The following is a 16,592-nucleotide window of genomic DNA, read 5'->3' on the forward strand; positions in this document are numbered from 1 at the left end:
CAGGATAAACTTGGGTTTATAGTGTACCTGCAAAGTGGCAATGAAACATGTCTTACGAAAATCATCAGGCGTTAACGGGTTTAACGCTGGGCAAAACAACCGATTACCGCGACACCTACGACGCTAGCCTGCTGCAAGGCGTTCCGCGCAGTCTTAATCGCGATCCGCTCGGGCTGCGCGCCGACGCGCTACCTTTTGTCGGCGGCGATATCTGGACGCTCTATGAACTCTCCTGGCTGAATGCGCGCGGCTTGCCACAGGTGGCCGTAGGTCACGTTGAGCTGGATTACGCCAGCATGAATCTGGTGGAATCCAAAAGCTTCAAGCTTTACCTGAACAGCTTTAATCAGACACGATTTGATTCCTGGGATGACGTGCAACGTACGCTTGAGCGCGATCTCAGCGCCTGTGCGCAGGGCAACGTGACGGTGGCGTTGTATCGTCTGCACGAACTGGAAGGACAGCCCATTGCCCACTTCCATGGTGCCTGCATTGACGATCAGGATATTGAAATCGACAACTACGAATTCAGCACTGACTATCTCGAAAACGCCACCGACAGCAAAGTGGTGGAAGAGACGCTGGTTAGCCATTTACTGAAATCGAACTGTCTGATCACCCATCAGCCAGACTGGGGCTCGGTGCAAATTCAGTATCGTGGCCCGAAAATTGACCGGGAAAAACTGCTCCGCTATCTGGTGTCGTTCCGCCATCACAACGAATTCCACGAGCAGTGCGTGGAGCGTATCTTTAATGATATTCAGCGCTTCTGCCAGCCGGAGAAACTGAGCGTCTACGCGCGTTACACCCGTCGCGGCGGCCTGGATATTAACCCGTGGCGCACCAATACCGAATTTGCTCCCGCGATTGGACGTCTGGTCCGTCAGTAATTTTTTTCTCGATTTGCGCGGTTCATTCCGCGCTTGAGGTTGTGAAACGTCATAAGCCAGGGCTATTGTAATCAACAGGGAAAGAAGATCTTCGTCCCATAAGGAGCTCACTTGATTACACATATTAGCCCGCTTGGCTCAATGGATATGTTGTCGCAGCTGGAAGTGGACATGCTTAAACGCACGGCCAGCAGTGACCTGTATCAACTGTTTCGCAACTGTTCACTTGCCGTTCTGAACTCCGGAAGTCTGACAGATAACAGCAAGGAGCTGCTGTCTCGTTTTGAAAGCTTTGATATCAACGTGTTGCGCCGCGAACGTGGCGTGAAGCTCGAAGTGATTAACCCGCCGGAAGATGCCTTTGTCGACGGGCGAATTATTCGCTCATTGCAGGCCAACCTGTTCGCCGTCCTGCGCGATATCCTGTTTGTTAACGGACAAATTCACAACGCCGGTCGCTTCCAGCATCTAAATCTGGAAAGCTCGGTCCACATGACTAACCTGGTGTTCTCTATTCTACGTAACGCCCGTGCTCTGCACGTGGGCGAAGCGCCGAACATGGTCGTCTGCTGGGGCGGCCACTCCATCAATGAAACTGAATATTTGTACGCCCGCCGGGTTGGCACACAGCTGGGACTGCGCGAACTGAATATTTGTACCGGCTGCGGTCCAGGCGCGATGGAAGCCCCCATGAAAGGCGCGGCGGTTGGCCACGCGCAGCAGCGTTATAAAGAAGGCCGATTTATTGGTATGACCGAGCCGTCTATTATTGCCGCTGAACCGCCGAATCCGCTGGTTAATGAACTGATTATCATGCCGGATATTGAAAAACGTCTTGAGGCGTTCGTCCGCATCGCGCACGGGATAATCATCTTCCCGGGTGGTGTGGGTACCGCTGAAGAACTGCTTTACCTGTTGGGTATCCTGATGAATCCGGCCAACAAAAACCAGGTTCTTCCGCTGATCCTGACCGGTCCTAAAGAGAGCGCGGACTATTTCCGCGTTCTGGATGAATTTATTGTCCATACGCTCGGCGAAGCGGCACGAAGCCATTACCGCATTATTGTTGACGATGCGGCAGAAGTGGCGCGTCAGATGAAAAAAGCGATGCCGCTGGTGAAAGAAAACCGCCGCGACACGGGCGATGCCTACAGCTTTAACTGGTCAATTCGTATTCCACCGGATCTGCAAATGCCGTTTGAGCCATCCCATGAAAACATGGCCAATCTTAAACTGTATCCGGATCAGCCAGTTGAAGTACTGGCGGCAGACCTGCGTCGTGCGTTCTCCGGTATCGTGGCGGGTAATGTCAAAGAGGTGGGCATTCGTGCCATTGAAGAGTTTGGTCCGTACAAAATCCACGGCGATAGCGAGATGATGCGTCGCATGGACGACCTGCTACAGGGCTTTGTCGCACAGCATCGAATGAAGCTGCCCGGCTCTGCCTATATCCCTTGCTACGAAATTTGCGCGTAGCCGCATAATCTACTGCACTATTCCAAGCCGGGTTTTCACCCGGCTTTTTAATTTCATCTGATTAATCATAGGTATTACTTATCTGATTTACATTTTCGCCCCGCACGCAAACGATTACCTATATTTTTAAACCGTCAATTATCAGCCTTAATCTAAATTACCCACCAGATAAAACTAAAAAAGCCAATGTTTACAGCCAATCTCGCGTATATGTAGCACTAAGCTATCCTGCCATATGTCGTTAATGGTAGCCTTCGCGCCCGTAAATCCGCTTTGACGTTTTAATTACAGTTTTTTGGTCTAATAATGCCCACATCATAAGTGGATTATTGCATTTGGGATCAGGATCACTGATACATTCATTACTTAAATGTATCTTTCCGCCCGCAAATAGTTACGGGGAAAAATTATAAAAAAACCGTCACTAAACGAATTTCATATTACCGTCAGGCGTTTTTTTAATGGATTTGACCAGAAACCTGACAAATTGCTTCCTCCAGGAGAAATAGATGGAAACCACTCAAACCAGCACCATTGCTTCAACAGAATCCAGAAGTGGATGGCGCAAAACGGACACCATGTGGATGCTGGGCCTGTACGGTACAGCAATCGGTGCTGGCGTTCTTTTCCTGCCAATTAACGCAGGCGTTGGCGGTCTGATTCCGCTGATCATTATGGCAATCATTGCCTTCCCGATGACTTACTTTGCACACCGCGGCCTGACCCGTTTTGTTCTTTCCGGCAAAAACCCAGGCGAAGACATCACTGAAGTTGTTGAAGAACACTTTGGTATTGGTGCTGGTAAACTGATTACCCTGCTTTACTTCTTCGCTATCTACCCGATTCTGCTGGTTTACAGCGTGGCGATCACCAACACCGTGGAAAGCTTCATGACGCACCAGCTGCACATGACGCCACCACCGCGTGCGATTCTGTCTCTGATTCTGATTCTGGGCATGATGACTATCGTTCGTTTTGGCGAGCAGATGATCGTGAAAGCGATGAGCGTTCTGGTATTCCCGTTCGTGGTTGCCCTGATGGTGCTGGCGTGCTACCTGATCCCACAGTGGAACAGCGCAGCACTGGAAACCCTCTCCTTCAGCACTGCATCTGCCACCGGTAACGGTTTGTGGATGACCCTGTGGCTGGCTATCCCGGTCATGGTCTTCTCCTTCAACCACTCCCCGATCATCTCTTCTTTCGCTGTTGCAAAACGTGAAGAGTACGGTCAGGGCGCAGAGAAGAAATGTTCCAGCATCCTGGCACGCGCTCACGTCATGATGGTGATTACCGTTATGTTCTTCGTCTTCAGCTGTGTATTGAGCCTGTCCCCAGCGGATCTGGCAGCAGCAAAAGCACAGAACATTTCAATTCTGTCTTACCTGGCTAACCACTTTAACGCACCGTTGATTGCCTGGATGGCGCCAATCATCGCGATTATCGCTATTACCAAATCCTTCCTGGGCCACTACCTCGGCGCACGCGAAGGCTTCAACGGTATGGTGATTAAATCTCTGCGTGGTAAAGGCAAAAGCATTGAAATCAACAAACTGAACAAAATCACTGCATTGTTCATGCTGTTGACCACCTGGGCGGTAGCGACCATGAACCCGAGCATTCTCGGCATGATCGAAACCCTGGGCGGCCCAATCATTGCGATGATTCTGTTCCTGATGCCGATGTATGCGATTCAGAAAGTTCCGGCGATGCGTAAGTACAGCGGCCACGTCAGCAACGTATTCGTTGTGATTATGGGTCTGATTGCTATCTCCGCTATCTTCTTCTCGCTGTTCAGCTAATACCTCCCGCGCCGTCTGTGGACGGCGCACTCTTCCTCTGACTGAAAGCAATGGACGCATCATGATTAGCGTATTCGATATCTTTAAAATCGGTATTGGTCCTTCCAGCTCTCACACTGTCGGGCCGATGAAAGCCGGTAAACAATTCACGGATGACTTGATTGCACGCGGCATTCTGCACGACGTCACGCGCGTGGTTGTTGATGTATACGGTTCCCTTTCCCTGACGGGTAAAGGCCACCACACCGATATCGCCATCATTATGGGCCTGGCGGGTAACCTGCCGGACAGTGTCGACATCGATGCCATCCCTGGTTTTATCCAGGACGTTAACACTCATGGCCGCCTGCTTCTGGCAAACGGCGAGCATGAAGTGGAATTCCCGGTTGATAAGTGCATGAATTTTCATGCCGACAACCTCTCCCTGCACGAGAACGGTATGCGTATTACCGCGCTGGCAGGCGAAAAGGCTATTCACAGCCAGACTTACTATTCCATCGGCGGCGGTTTTATCGTCGACGAAGAGCACTTTGGTCAGTCGAGTGATTCATCCGTTGCCGTGCCTTATCCGTACAAAAACGCGGCGGATTTACAGCGTCACTGCCAGGAAACGGGCCTGTCGCTCTCCGGCCTGATGATGAAAAACGAACTGGCGCTACACAGCAAAGAAGATCTCGAGCAGCACTTCAAGAACGTCTGGGATGTAATGCGTGGCGGTATCGAGCGCGGCATCACCACCGAAGGCGTTTTGCCGGGCAAACTGCGCGTTCCGCGTCGTGCCGCTGCGCTGCGCCGTATGCTGGTCAGCACCGACAAAACCACGACCGACCCGATGGCCGTTGTTGACTGGATCAACATGTTCGCGCTGGCGGTAAATGAAGAAAACGCCGCGGGTGGCCGCGTGGTAACTGCTCCGACGAATGGTGCGTGCGGTATCGTTCCGGCGGTTCTGGCTTATTACGATAAGTTTATCCGTGAAGTTAACGCCAACTCACTGGCGCGCTATCTGCTGGTGACCAGCGCGATTGGCTCACTTTACAAGATGAACGCGTCCATTTCTGGCGCTGAAGTTGGCTGTCAGGGCGAAGTCGGCGTTGCCTGCTCAATGGCAGCAGCAGGCCTTACTGAGCTGTTGGGCGGTAGCCCGACGCAGGTTTGCATCGCAGCAGAAATCGGTATGGAGCACAACCTGGGGCTGACCTGCGATCCCGTCGCCGGACAGGTTCAGGTGCCTTGCATTGAGCGTAATGCGATTGCCTCCGTTAAAGCGGTCAACGCTTCGCGTATGGCGCTACGCCGCACCAGCGAGCCCCGCGTCTGTCTCGATAAAGTTATCGAAACGATGTATGAAACGGGCAAAGACATGAATGCCAAATACCGCGAAACCTCTCGTGGCGGTTTGGCGATGAAAATCGTGACCTGCGATTAAGTCAAAAGGTGCCTCTTTCTGCGAGGCACCTTCCCGTTATCTCCGCCTTTCATAGTTTCCTTCTCTTCGCAGTGTTACCCTTAATCGACTGGATAAAAGGGAGAATGTCTGTGGCCGTTCATTTGCTGATTGTTGATGCGTTAAATCTTATCCGCCGCATTCATGCGGTACAAGGCACGCCCTGCAAGGACACTTGCCTGAACGCGCTGGAGCAGCTTATTCGCCACAGTCAGCCGACACATGTGGTTGCCGTCTTCGATGACGAAGCCCGTAACACTGGCTGGCGTCATCAGCTTTTACCGGACTATAAAGCCGGACGTGCGCCCATGCCCGATGACCTGCATGCCGAGATGCCTACTATCCGCGCAGCGTTCGAACACCGCGGCGTTCCCTGCTGGGGCGCACAAGGAAATGAAGCTGACGATCTGGCAGCTACGCTGGCGATAAAAGTGGCGGGTGCTGGCCATCAGGCGACGATTGTTTCGACCGACAAAGGCTATTGCCAGCTTCTTTCCCCCACCATCCGCATTCGTGATTATTTCCAGAAACGCTGGCTCGATGCGCCCTTTATCGCCAGCGAATTTGGCGTGTCGCCTCAGCAACTCCCTGACTACTGGGGACTTGCCGGGATCAGCAGTTCAAGAGTCCCGGGCGTCGCGGGTATTGGTCCCAAAAGTGCCGCACAGCTGCTGACCGATTTTCAGGATCTCGAAGGGATTTACGCGCATCTTGATGACGTACCCGAAAAGTGGCGCAAGAAGCTGGAGGCGTATAAAGAAATGGCGTTTATTTGCCGGGATGTGGCGAGATTACAGATTGATTTACAGCTAGACGGAAACTTGCAGCAGCTCAGGTTAGTAAAATAATTGCCCTTCATCCCTGAAGAATGAAGGGCACAGGTATTATCGTTCGTCGCGACGCCCACCCACAGCCGCCCACCAGCGACGGACATGCACCGTCACTTCTTCGCGGTCATGATAGAGTTGGCGCGCCTGAATCTCAGCGTTAATCCCCTGGGCATTCAGCTGTTCCTGAATGTACGCCAGGTTTTGAGACACCTCTTCGTAGCGTTTTTTCATTGGCAACTTGAGGTTAAAAATCGTCTCACGGCACCAGCCGTTCACCAGCCAGGTCGCCATCAATGCAGCCACTTTTGCCGGCTTTTCAACCATATCGCACACCATCCAGGTGATGTTGTTGCGGGTCGGACGATAGCGGAAGCCGTCTTCACGCAGCCAGGTGACCTGCCCGGTATCCATCAGGCTTTGCGCCATCGGACCGTTATCTACCGAAGCCACCCACATGTTGCGTTTCACCAGCTGATAGGTCCAGCCGCCAGGGCAAGCACCCAGATCGACCGCGTGCATCCCGTTAGCCAGGCGTTCATCCCACTCGTCGGCAGGAATGAAGACGTGGAACGCCTCTTCCAGTTTCAACGTGGAACGACTCGGCGCATCTGAAGGGAATCTCAGACGCGGGATACCCATATAAAACGGTGAATTGTTTGTCGTGTAGGAATAGCCCGTATAACAACAGCCTGGCGCAATAAAGAACACATGAACGACAGGGCGCTTAGGCGTCTCATAGTTAGTGAGCACGCCCACTTCGCGCAATGCCGCGCGTAGCGGAACGGTCAATTTGCGGCAGAACTTCATCAGCTCTTTGCTTTCGTTGGTATCAGCCACTTCAACGCGCAGATCGCCGCCTTTTTCCACAACGCCTTGCAGCATTCCGGAGATAGGCGAAATACGATCTTCTGGTGGCAGATCGCGCAACAGTTCACCCGCAACAAACATCTGACGGGCAAAAATTAATGAGCTAAACGGTAACTCTCGTACCAGCTTGTCGGCGTCATCCGGCTGATAGCACTCGAAGACCACATAGCCCGCGTTCTCTTTCACGCGTGCAAAGCCGAACACCTCACGGCGCGCCGCTTTATCAGTGATTTCCGCGGCGCACTCTTTCTCAAACCCCGGGCGACAATATAAAACAACCTTATTCATGAACAACGCCCTTGCGTTTCAGACGGATAGCTCCGATAAACATTAATACCCAACCCGCCAGGAAGCTAAAGCCTCCGACCGGTGTAACAAACGCCCACAGGCGTAAATGCGAAAGCGCAAGGCAGTACAAACTGCCACTAAACAGCACGGTTCCGAGCGCCATAAAGACACTGCTCCAGTAAAACCAAATGCTGATGCGGCGCTGCATCGCCACAGCAAGCCCAAAGATGGCCAGCGTGTGAAACGCTTGATATTCAAGGCCGGTATGAATCCAGCCCATCTCCACAACCCCTAAAGATTTGCTTAATACATGCGCGCCAAAAGCGCCCAATGCGACAAAAATAAAGCCACTGACTGCGGCAAAAATCAGCATGAAACGGCTGGTCATGTCTCTGTCCTAAAGTTATGCGTGCCTGGCACACAAAAGAAGTGATTACTCATACCGAAAGCGGAATTTTTCTTGTTCGTGTGCCGCCTTCAACAGTATCCACTGCCGGAAGGCGGCTATTTTACCCAGTTCTGCCTGACTGTCATGACAAACCAGATAAAAAGCATTCTTGCTGACCAGAACATCATTAAACGGGCAGACCAGGCGGCCTGCCTCAATTTCGGACTGAGCCATCACGTTGTTCGCTAACGCAACGCCTTGTCCGTGTATGGCAGCCTGTAACACCATCGCGCTGTGACTAAAGATGGGGCCATGCTGCACATTTATATGGTTTAGACCCAACTGGCGGGTATAAGTTTGCCAGTCGCGGCGAGAAGCATCATGCAAAAGCGTATGTTGCGCTAAATCAGCAGGTGTTTTCAACGCTTTGTCGCCTGTGAGCAGCAAAGGTGAACAGACCGGCAGCAGATATTCTGCGTATAATTTTTCGACACGCAGACCCGGCCAATTGCCGCGACCGTAAAAGATCGCCACATCAACGTCGTCCGCGAGTTTATCTTCCTGACGGTCTACTGCCTGGATTCTGACATCAATTTCCGGATAAGCTGAGTTAAAGCTTGAGAGTCTTGGCACCAGCCAATGAATAGCAAAACTGGGCAATAAACTGACCGTCAGCGCACCTTTGGCACTACGCGCCTGAAGTTTACGTGTGGCTTCCGTTAGCTGGGAAAAAATATCTTTAATATCCTGAAAATAGCTCTGGCCTTCTTCCGTCAGAAGCAATGAACGATTGCGACGACGAAACAGCTTAAGCCCCAAAAAGTCCTCAAGTGACTTGATTTGGTGACTTACTGCGGCCTGTGTCACAAAAAGCTCATCGGCCGCACGCGTGAAGCTAAGATGGCGCGCTGCGGCATCAAAAACACGTAATGCATTTAAGGGTGGTAATCGCTTCGACATGGTTATCAGGCTTAGATGTTAAAGGCATTTAACAGATAGGAAACAACGTTTAACCTATTAGTTTTTTTTATCTGAGCCATTATAATTTGTCCGTTGAGGAACTACCAGCAAATACCTATAGTGGCGGCACTTCCTGAGCCGGAACGAAAAGCTTTTTTTGGAATGCGTGTTCTGAAGGGCTTTTGGCTTGCGGTTGTGATGTTGTGTTGTTGTGTTTGCAATTGGTCTGCTATTCAGATCATGGTAGCGAAGCTACCCTTTTTTCACTTCCTGTACATTTACCCTGTCTGTCCATAGTGATTAATGTAGCACCGCCTATTTGCGGTGCTTTTTTTTGGCTAAAATTCAGCGCCTTACTTATCCAGCTCTACCATCTCTTTCACATCAGAGCGGTTGATCTGCTGCTTGTTACCGTTCGCATCTTTGTACGAGATCATTCCGGTTTCGTTATCGGTTTTAGGTTTGCCATCTGACACGATGGTGCGGCCATCATTGGTGTGCATAACGTAGTTATTACCGGAACATGCGCTCAGCGCAAAGGTCATCACACAGGCAGAAATGATTGCGGCAGTCTTATTCATGATTTATCTCCTTTAGCAATTCATGCTATTAAAATCTTAAAGAGTAACAGGCTTATGCTTTCGCCTAACACTATTTAGCATAACCTGCTTCTGTGAGAGTGCCAGGATAAGCAGACAATTCCGATACAGATCAACTGCCTTGCCCTCTTGCGAAATTTGCGCGACGATCCCGTGATTGAAATGAGGAATTCTATGAACGCTTTCAGCCCTGCGCACTTTCGCGCGCAGTTTCCCGCGCTGGCCGATGCCGGTGTTTATCTTGATAGTGCCGCCACGGCGTTAAAGCCACTGGCCGTGATCGAGGCAACACAGGATTTTTATCGTCTGAGCGCCGGAAACGTCCATCGCAGCCAGTTTGCTGAAGCTCAGCGATTGACCGCACGTTACGAAGCCGCGCGCGATCAGGTGGCTAATTTGTTAAACGCCGAAAGCGGTAAAAATATCGTCTGGACGCGCGGCACCACTGAAGCCATCAATATGGTCGCGCAATGCTACGCCCGCCCGCGTCTGCAGCCTGGCGATGAAATTATTGTCAGCGAAGCAGAACATCACGCTAACCTGGTGCCGTGGCTCATGGTGGCAGAACAAACCGGCGCACGTGTAGTTAAGCTCCCGCTGGGAGCCGATTTATTGCCAGATGTCGCCTGCTTACCTGATCTCATCACCCCGCGCAGTCGGATTCTGGCGCTGGGGCAGATGTCTAACGTTACGGGTGGCTGCCCGGATCTCGCCCGTGCCATTGAGATTGCCCATGCGAACAAGGTTGTCGTGATGGTCGACGGCGCGCAGGGCGTGGTGCATTTTCCGGCTGACGTGCAAAAACTGGATATCGATTTCTACGCCTTCTCCGCTCATAAACTCTATGGCCCAACGGGCATCGGCGCGTTGTATGGCAAACCGGAACTGTTGGCGCAAATGACCCCATGGTTGGGCGGTGGCAAGATGATCACGGAGGTGACGTTCGACGGGTTTATAACGCAAGAAATACCCTATCGTCTGGAAGCCGGGACGCCAAACGTGGCGGGCGTGATTGGCTTGAGCGCTGCACTGGAATGGCTGTCGCAAACCGACATCGCGCAGGCAGAAAACTGGAGTCGCGGGCTGGCAACGCTCGCAGAGGAAGAGCTGAAAAAACGTCCCGGTTTTCGCTCTTACCGCGTACAGGATTCCAGCCTGCTGGCGTTTGATTTTGCCGGAGTACATCACAGCGACATGGTAACGCTGCTCGCGGGATACGGCATCGCTTTACGCGCCGGACAGCACTGCGCCCAGCCGCTTCTCGCTGCGCTCGGTGTAACCGGAACGCTCCGCGCCTCTTTTGCTCCTTATAATACGCAAAATGACGTCGAAGCCCTCGTTGCCGCCGTTGATCGCGCCCTTCAACTTCTGGTGGATTAATGACACGTTCAGCTTTATCCGGACACCCTTTCGGCAGCGTGATTACAGAAGAGACGCTGCGGCAAACGTTCGTTCCGCTCACGCAGTGGGAAGATAAATACCGCCAGCTTATTATGCTGGGCAAGCAGCTTCCGCCGCTTTCCGACGCGCTAAAAGCGCAGGCCAAAGAAATTGCAGGCTGCGAAAACCGCGTCTGGCTGGGTGCGGCAGCATCAGGGAATGAACTGCATTTTTTTGGCGATAGCGAAGGACGCATCGTGCGGGGTCTGTTGGCCGTGCTGTTAACGGCGGTGGAAGGCAAAAGTGCGGATCATCTGCTTAAGAACGATCCGCTGGCGCTTTTTGATGAGCTGGGGCTGCGTAGTCAGCTGAGCGCCTCACGCAGTCAGGGACTTGCCGCGCTGAGTGAAGCCGTGCAAAACGCGGCGCGTGAGGCTCAGGCCTGACGATTTGCTTTCGCGATCATTTTCTTCAGCGCATGCGATACCGCCACAAAGCCAAAGGTCGCAGTCACCATCGTGGCTGCGCCAAATCCTGAGGCACAGTCCATTCGTTTTGGCCCTTCCGCGGTGCTTTTCATCGCACAAACGGAGCCATCTGCCTGCGGATAAACTAGCGCTTCCGTCGAGAATACGCAGTCAACGCCCAGTTTTCCTTTACTGTTTTTCACCACGTTGAAATCGCTCTTCAGCCTCTCACGCAGTTTGGCGGCTAGAGGATCCTGAATGGTTTTCGCCAGATCGGTGACCTGGATCTGCGTAGGATCAATCTGTCCACCCGCGCCTCCGGTTGTCACCAGAGGAATCTTATAGCGGCGGCAATAGGCAATCAGGGCCGCTTTGGGACGGACACTGTCAATCGCATCAATCACATAGCTAAAACCTGCGCTCATATATTCCGCGACATTCTCTGCCGTCACGAAATCATCAATGACCGTCACACGGCACTCGGGGTTAATCAGTCGAATGCGATCGGCCATGACTTCTGATTTCGCCAGACCGACGTTATCGCGCAGCGCATGGATCTGACGATTGGTATTGGTGACGCAGACATCATCCATATCAATCAATGTGATGGCACCAATACCTGTGCGCGCCAGTGCTTCGGCCGCCCATGACCCTACCCCGCCAATGCCCACGACGCAGACGTGCGACTCCGCAAACAGTTGCAGGGCTTTTTCACCGTATAAACGTGCCGTACCGCCAAAGCGTTGACGCCAGGCATCACTGATTACCACAGACATATGACCTCAGATGTAAAAAGGGTGAGGAATTACCCTCACCCCGCCCTTCTCCCATAAGGGGAAGGAGGAAAACTATGTGCTCGATATTACCACAATCAGCCGCTGAAAACGCTGCCTGCGCCAGGAGCTGGCTTCAACACCCACACGCGACCATAGTGGTTATACCAACCCGCGCGATGGCCCGCATCAGGACCCACGCCTTGATAAATATCGAAGTGCTGGCCTTTAATTGCGCCGCCTACGTCCAGCGCCACCATCAGGCGTAATTCATACTGACCACTGAACTTACCGTTATTGTCCAGCTGTGGGACTTCGGCCAACAGCGTGGTTCCTGCCGGAATAATTGATCGATCTGATGCCACCGACGCGCGGCCAATTAACGGTACGGCGCTTGCGCCTTTCACAGGGGCATAGTTTTGCGGCTTAAAGAATACGAAGGACGGATTCTGCTCCAGCAGTTCACGCACTTCGGCTTCGCTGTGTTTTTCGCCCCACTCGCGGATCGCCTGCATCGACATATCTTCTTTCTTTACTTCGCCCCGGTCGATCAGCACTTTGCCAATGCTGCGATACGCGTGACCATTTTTACCGGAGTAGCTGAAGAAGTTAAGCGGCGAACCATCACCAAAATCAATATATCCGCTGCCCTGAACATCCATAATGAAGTTGTCCATCAGGGAGTTGCTGTAGGCCAGTACATAGGTCTCGTTCAGCGCACCCGAATAGATTTCGGCGCGGGATGGCAGACGCCCACGTTTTGGCGGCATGCGATAAAGAGGATACTGGAATTCGCCCTGGCGGGTGTGTCGCGCCTGGATGACCGGCGTGTAATAACCAGTAAACTGAACGTTGCCATAGTTATCGGCACCTTCCATCTGCCAGGCATCAATTCCGTACTGACGCATGGTGCGCGTATCGCCCCCGGCACGTAACCAGTCCTGAACAGCGTTATAGACGCTATTCTGCGAACCATATAAACGTGGCGATGCGCTGCGGATCTGGTTTACCTGCTCCGCAAAGTCACCGGCATTGATCGGTGCGCCGACGGCATCTGGCTGGTTTACTAAAGAGAAAGGCTGAGAGAATTTCCCATCTTTATATTGCTGACCGCGATCGGTCGGTTTGGAAGAGCAAGCCGCAAGAATCGCTACCATTGCGCCCGTCATCAGATACTTCGCCCAACGTCCTTTCATTATATCTCGTCTTAAAGTTGCCCTATGTCTTCTTAATGAAGATAACAAACCGCCAGAGCGAAGGAAATGTGATACCGCACCCTAAGGCAGATTTTGCGCACTAAATAACCCGAACGCCCGATGTCGTTCAAATTACATACTAATTTAACTTTTTCTTTGAAAAAGGGTTGCATCAAAAAGTCATCCGAGTATAGTGCGCATCCACGGACGCGGGGTGGAGCAGCCTGGTAGCTCGTCGGGCTCATAACCCGAAGGTCGTCAGTTCAAATCTGGCCCCCGCAACCAATTCTTCTAAACAATTGACACCCTTCTGGGTGTTTTTTTGTATCTGCCGTTTGTGATTTGCTGATTCGCCGGGCGTGAACCCGGCTTTAGAATCTACCCTCTTCTGGCCAACGTTGCGCCATCTGAGAAATACGCCTTTATCCCTGCCAGAATCGACTCAGCCACTTCCTGCTGGAATTTCGCCGTCTTGAGCTTTCGCTCCTCTTCTACGTTGCTGATAAACGCCGTTTCGACGAGGATCGAGGGGATATCCGGGGCTTTCAATACCGCAAACCCTGCCTGTTCCACGCTGTTCTTGTGCAGCTTGTTCACATTCCCAAGTTTACCCAACACCGCTTTACCAAATTTCAGGCTGTCGGTAATGGTGAGCGATTGCACCATATCGAACAGAGTATGATCGACATAACGGTCACCGCTTTTACTCACCCCACCGATAAGGTCAGAGGCATTCTGGGAATCCGCCAATAATCTCGCCGCCGTACTGGTTGCCCCTTTGGTTGAGAGAGCAAACACGGACGAACCGCTGGGCTGTCGGCTGGTAAAGGCATCAGCGTGAATGGAGACAAACAGGTCAGCACGTTGCTTCTGCGCTTTGGCCACCCGCACTTTCAGCGGAATGAAGACATCTTCATTTCGCGTCATATACGCGCGCATATTGCCTTCTTTATCAATAAGCGCTTTCAGACGCCGGCCAATTTGTAGCACCACATCTTTTTCGCGCGTGCGATATTTGCCCACCGCGCCGGAATCTTCTCCGCCATGTCCAGGATCGAGCATGATCACGATCGGACGATCGCGCCCTGCTTTACCCGGCTGAGGGCCACTTTGCGCAGGCGGAACATGTCGGTCGAGATCGCCTTTGTTGTAATCTTCGAGCAGAGCCAGCAGCGGATCCTGAATATCTGTCGCATTTGCCGGATAGAGATCCATCACCAGACGCTCTTTAAAACCGGCAACCGGTGCCAGCGCAAACAGTTGCGGCTTCACGTTCTGTTTCAGCTCAAATACCATTCGCACGGTTTGCGGATCAAACTGACCAACGCGGGCGGATTTAATATAAGGATCGTCACCGCGGATCTGCGCGCTCATGCCTTTCAGCACAGAGTTCAGATTCACCCCTTCGATATCCACCACGACGCGTTCCGGGTTGCTGAGAGCAAATTGCTTATATTTCAGCACCTGATTGGACTCTACCGTCACGCGGGTATACGTCGAAGACGGCCAGACGCGCACCGCCACAACATGGCTTGCGGCGGCGAGTGCAACCTGACTGACGCTTAGCAACCACATCGCCCCGGCCCCTTGTAACAAACGGCGGCGGCTTATTGCTGTTTTGGATCCCGACATGCCTCTCCCGAGCAATACATCAAATTAATAAGTAAAACGTCCAAATTGACCGAAAACTTTAACGAATGACGCATAACCTGTCATCAATAAAAGGGTAAACAATCATACGTTAACGCACGTATCACTCAATAAATTCTCTGGTTCACTAAGAATTTAGGCTTGCACACGCGGCGATAATCGAATAAAAATACACAAAATACGAATAAACATTCATTGAGGGTTGTGCCGTGGTAAAGGAACGTAGAACCGAGTTGGTCCAGGGATTTCGCCATTCCGTTCCCTACATCAATACCCACCGGGGAAAAACGTTTGTCATCATGTTGGGTGGCGAAGCCATTGAACATGAGAACTTTTCCAGTATCGTCAATGATATCGGCCTGTTGCACAGTTTGGGCATTCGTCTGGTCGTCGTCTACGGCGCTCGTCCACAGATCGACGCCAACCTGGCGGCTCATCATCACGAACCGATTTACCATAAACATACACGGGTGACGGACGCCAAAACGCTGGAACTGGTGAAACAAGCTGCCGGCCTTTTGCAGCTCGATATTACCGCACGCCTGTCGATGAGCCTCAACAATACACCGTTGCAGGGCGCCCATATTAACGTGGTCAGCGGCAATTTCATCATCTCCCAGCCGCTGGGCGTAGATGACGGTGTGGATTACTGTCACAGCGGGCGTATTCGTCGTATTGATGAAGAAGCGATTCATCGTCAACTGGACAGTGGCGCGATTGTCTTGATGGGGCCAGTGGCCGTTTCCGTGACGGGCGAGAGCTTCAACCTCACCTCTGAAGAGGTCGCCACACAGCTGGCGATTAAACTCAAAGCAGAAAAGATGATTGGATTCTGCTCATCGCAGGGCGTATTTGATGAACAAGGAAACATCGTTTCTGAACTCTTCCCTAACGAAGCTCAGGCGCGCGTTGAAACGCTCGAAGCCGAAGGCGATTATCACTCCGGGACGGTGCGTTTCCTGCGCGGTGCGGTCAAAGCCTGTCGCAGCGGCGTGCGTCGCAGCCATCTCATCAGCTATCAGGAAGACGGTGCATTGTTGCAGGAGTTGTTCTCACGCGACGGTATCGGCACGCAGATCGTGATGGAGAGTGCGGAGCAAATTCGCCGCGCCACCATCAACGATATTGGCGGCATTCTGGAGCTGATTCGCCCGCTGGAACAACAGGGAATTTTGGTGCGCCGCTCCCGTGAACAACTGGAGATGGAAATCGACAAGTTCACCATCATCCAGCGCGATAATCTGACCATTGCCTGTGCGGCGCTTTATCCTTTCCCGGAAGAAAAAATCGGTGAGATGGCCTGCGTGGCTGTGCATCCCGACTACCGCAGCTCATCGCGAGGCGAAGTTCTGCTCGAACGTGTTGCAGCGCAGGCGCGGCAAATTGGGTTGAGTAAGCTGTTTGTACTCACGACACGCAGCATTCACTGGTTCCAGGAACGCGGCTTTACACCGGTGGATATTGATTCACTGCCGGAGAGTAAAAAAGAGATGTACAACTATCAGCGGCGTTCAAAAGTACTGATGGCAGACCTGGGGTGAACCTGTGAACTAAACGCCCTTTCCCATTGGGAGAGGGCGAG

The 16,592-nt window shown here is 52.3% G+C and carries 15 protein-coding genes and 1 tRNA gene; 9 read left to right on the forward strand and 7 right to left on the reverse strand.

Annotation, left to right across the window (positions count from 1 at the left end):
- Positions 1–47: 47 nt before the first annotated feature.
- The 5 genes from queF to xni all read left to right on the forward strand — a co-directional run bounded on the left by queF (position 48) and on the right by xni (position 6,460).
- The gene (gene queF / locus ACKI5T_RS18495) at positions 48–890 is read left to right on the forward strand and encodes an NADPH-dependent 7-cyano-7-deazaguanine reductase QueF (RefSeq protein ID WP_407439328.1); all 843 of its coding nucleotides are present in this window, start codon (positions 48–50) and stop codon (positions 888–890) included.
- Between the two features lie 111 nt (positions 891–1,001).
- The gene (ppnN, locus tag ACKI5T_RS18500; protein ID WP_015960241.1) at positions 1,002–2,366 is read left to right on the forward strand and encodes a nucleotide 5'-monophosphate nucleosidase PpnN; all 1,365 of its coding nucleotides are present in this window, start codon (positions 1,002–1,004) and stop codon (positions 2,364–2,366) included.
- Positions 2,367–2,875: 509 nt separating this feature from the next.
- The gene (locus tag ACKI5T_RS18505) at positions 2,876–4,165 is read left to right on the forward strand and encodes an HAAAP family serine/threonine permease (protein WP_407439330.1); all 1,290 of its coding nucleotides are present in this window, start codon (positions 2,876–2,878) and stop codon (positions 4,163–4,165) included.
- 61 nt (positions 4,166–4,226) lie between these two features.
- Positions 4,227–5,594 carry an L-serine ammonia-lyase gene (locus tag ACKI5T_RS18510; RefSeq protein WP_407439332.1) on the forward strand — a complete coding sequence of 456 codons (1,368 nt, stop codon included), beginning with the start codon at positions 4,227–4,229 and terminating at the stop codon, positions 5,592–5,594.
- 110 nt (positions 5,595–5,704) lie between these two features.
- A complete protein-coding gene (gene xni, locus ACKI5T_RS18515; protein WP_407439334.1) occupies positions 5,705–6,460 on the forward strand; it encodes a flap endonuclease Xni in 756 nt (251 codons plus the stop codon).
- Positions 6,461–6,496: 36 nt separating this feature from the next.
- Here xni and rlmM read toward each other — a convergent pair whose 3' ends face one another.
- The 4 genes from rlmM to ACKI5T_RS18535 all read right to left on the reverse strand — a co-directional run bounded on the left by rlmM (position 6,497) and on the right by ACKI5T_RS18535 (position 9,526).
- Positions 6,497–7,597 carry a 23S rRNA (cytidine(2498)-2'-O)-methyltransferase RlmM gene (gene rlmM / locus ACKI5T_RS18520; protein WP_015960245.1) on the reverse strand — a complete coding sequence of 367 codons (1,101 nt, stop codon included), beginning with the start codon at positions 7,595–7,597 and terminating at the stop codon, positions 6,497–6,499.
- Positions 7,590–7,985, reverse strand: coding sequence for a DUF423 domain-containing protein (locus tag ACKI5T_RS18525; RefSeq protein ID WP_407439337.1), 396 nt, complete (start codon positions 7,983–7,985; stop codon positions 7,590–7,592). The genes rlmM and ACKI5T_RS18525 overlap by 8 nt, the downstream gene beginning before the upstream one ends.
- Before the next feature lie 45 nt (positions 7,986–8,030).
- Complete coding sequence (gcvA, locus tag ACKI5T_RS18530; protein ID WP_015960247.1) at positions 8,031–8,945, reverse strand: glycine cleavage system transcriptional regulator GcvA; 915 nt, start codon at positions 8,943–8,945, stop codon at positions 8,031–8,033.
- 353 nt (positions 8,946–9,298) lie between these two features.
- Positions 9,299–9,526 (reverse strand): YgdI/YgdR family lipoprotein, encoded by a 228-nt coding sequence (locus ACKI5T_RS18535; protein WP_015960248.1) that lies wholly within the window; start codon positions 9,524–9,526, stop codon positions 9,299–9,301.
- 192 nt (positions 9,527–9,718) lie between these two features.
- On the opposite strand from ACKI5T_RS18535, the gene csdA reads away from it, so the two are divergent.
- Both csdA and csdE read left to right on the forward strand, forming a co-directional pair.
- Positions 9,719–10,924: a cysteine desulfurase CsdA gene (csdA, locus tag ACKI5T_RS18540; RefSeq protein WP_407439339.1), complete on the forward strand. Its 1,206-nt coding sequence runs from the start codon at positions 9,719–9,721 to the stop codon at positions 10,922–10,924.
- The gene (gene csdE / locus ACKI5T_RS18545) at positions 10,924–11,370 is read left to right on the forward strand and encodes a cysteine desulfurase sulfur acceptor subunit CsdE (protein ID WP_407439341.1); all 447 of its coding nucleotides are present in this window, start codon (positions 10,924–10,926) and stop codon (positions 11,368–11,370) included. Before csdA ends, csdE begins: the two co-directional genes overlap by 1 nt.
- Here the strand turns inward: csdE and tcdA are convergent.
- Together tcdA and mltA are read right to left on the reverse strand one after the other, a co-directional pair.
- Positions 11,361–12,167, reverse strand: a complete 807-nt coding sequence (gene tcdA / locus ACKI5T_RS18550; RefSeq protein WP_407439342.1) for a tRNA cyclic N6-threonylcarbamoyladenosine(37) synthase TcdA — start codon at positions 12,165–12,167, stop codon at positions 11,361–11,363. The two genes, csdE and tcdA, sit on opposite strands and share 10 nt — an antisense overlap.
- A gap of 95 nt (positions 12,168–12,262) precedes the next feature.
- Positions 12,263–13,360 carry a murein transglycosylase A gene (mltA, locus tag ACKI5T_RS18555; RefSeq protein WP_015960252.1) on the reverse strand — a complete coding sequence of 366 codons (1,098 nt, stop codon included), beginning with the start codon at positions 13,358–13,360 and terminating at the stop codon, positions 12,263–12,265.
- 208 nt (positions 13,361–13,568) lie between these two features.
- On the opposite strand from mltA, the gene ACKI5T_RS18560 reads away from it, so the two are divergent.
- A tRNA-Met gene (locus tag ACKI5T_RS18560) sits at positions 13,569–13,645 on the forward strand.
- Positions 13,646–13,738: 93 nt separating this feature from the next.
- On the opposite strand, the gene amiC is transcribed toward ACKI5T_RS18560, so the two are convergent.
- A complete protein-coding gene (gene amiC, locus ACKI5T_RS18565; RefSeq protein ID WP_407439345.1) occupies positions 13,739–14,992 on the reverse strand; it encodes an N-acetylmuramoyl-L-alanine amidase AmiC in 1,254 nt (417 codons plus the stop codon).
- 227 nt (positions 14,993–15,219) lie between these two features.
- On the opposite strand from amiC, the gene argA reads away from it, so the two are divergent.
- Entirely contained in the window at positions 15,220–16,551 is a 1,332-nt protein-coding gene (gene argA, locus ACKI5T_RS18570) for an amino-acid N-acetyltransferase (RefSeq protein WP_015960254.1), read from the forward strand.
- Positions 16,552–16,592: the final 41 nt, after the last annotated feature.

Source organism: Lelliottia sp. (assembly GCF_045627565.1).
In the GTDB taxonomy this organism is placed as follows: domain Bacteria; phylum Pseudomonadota; class Gammaproteobacteria; order Enterobacterales; family Enterobacteriaceae; genus Enterobacter.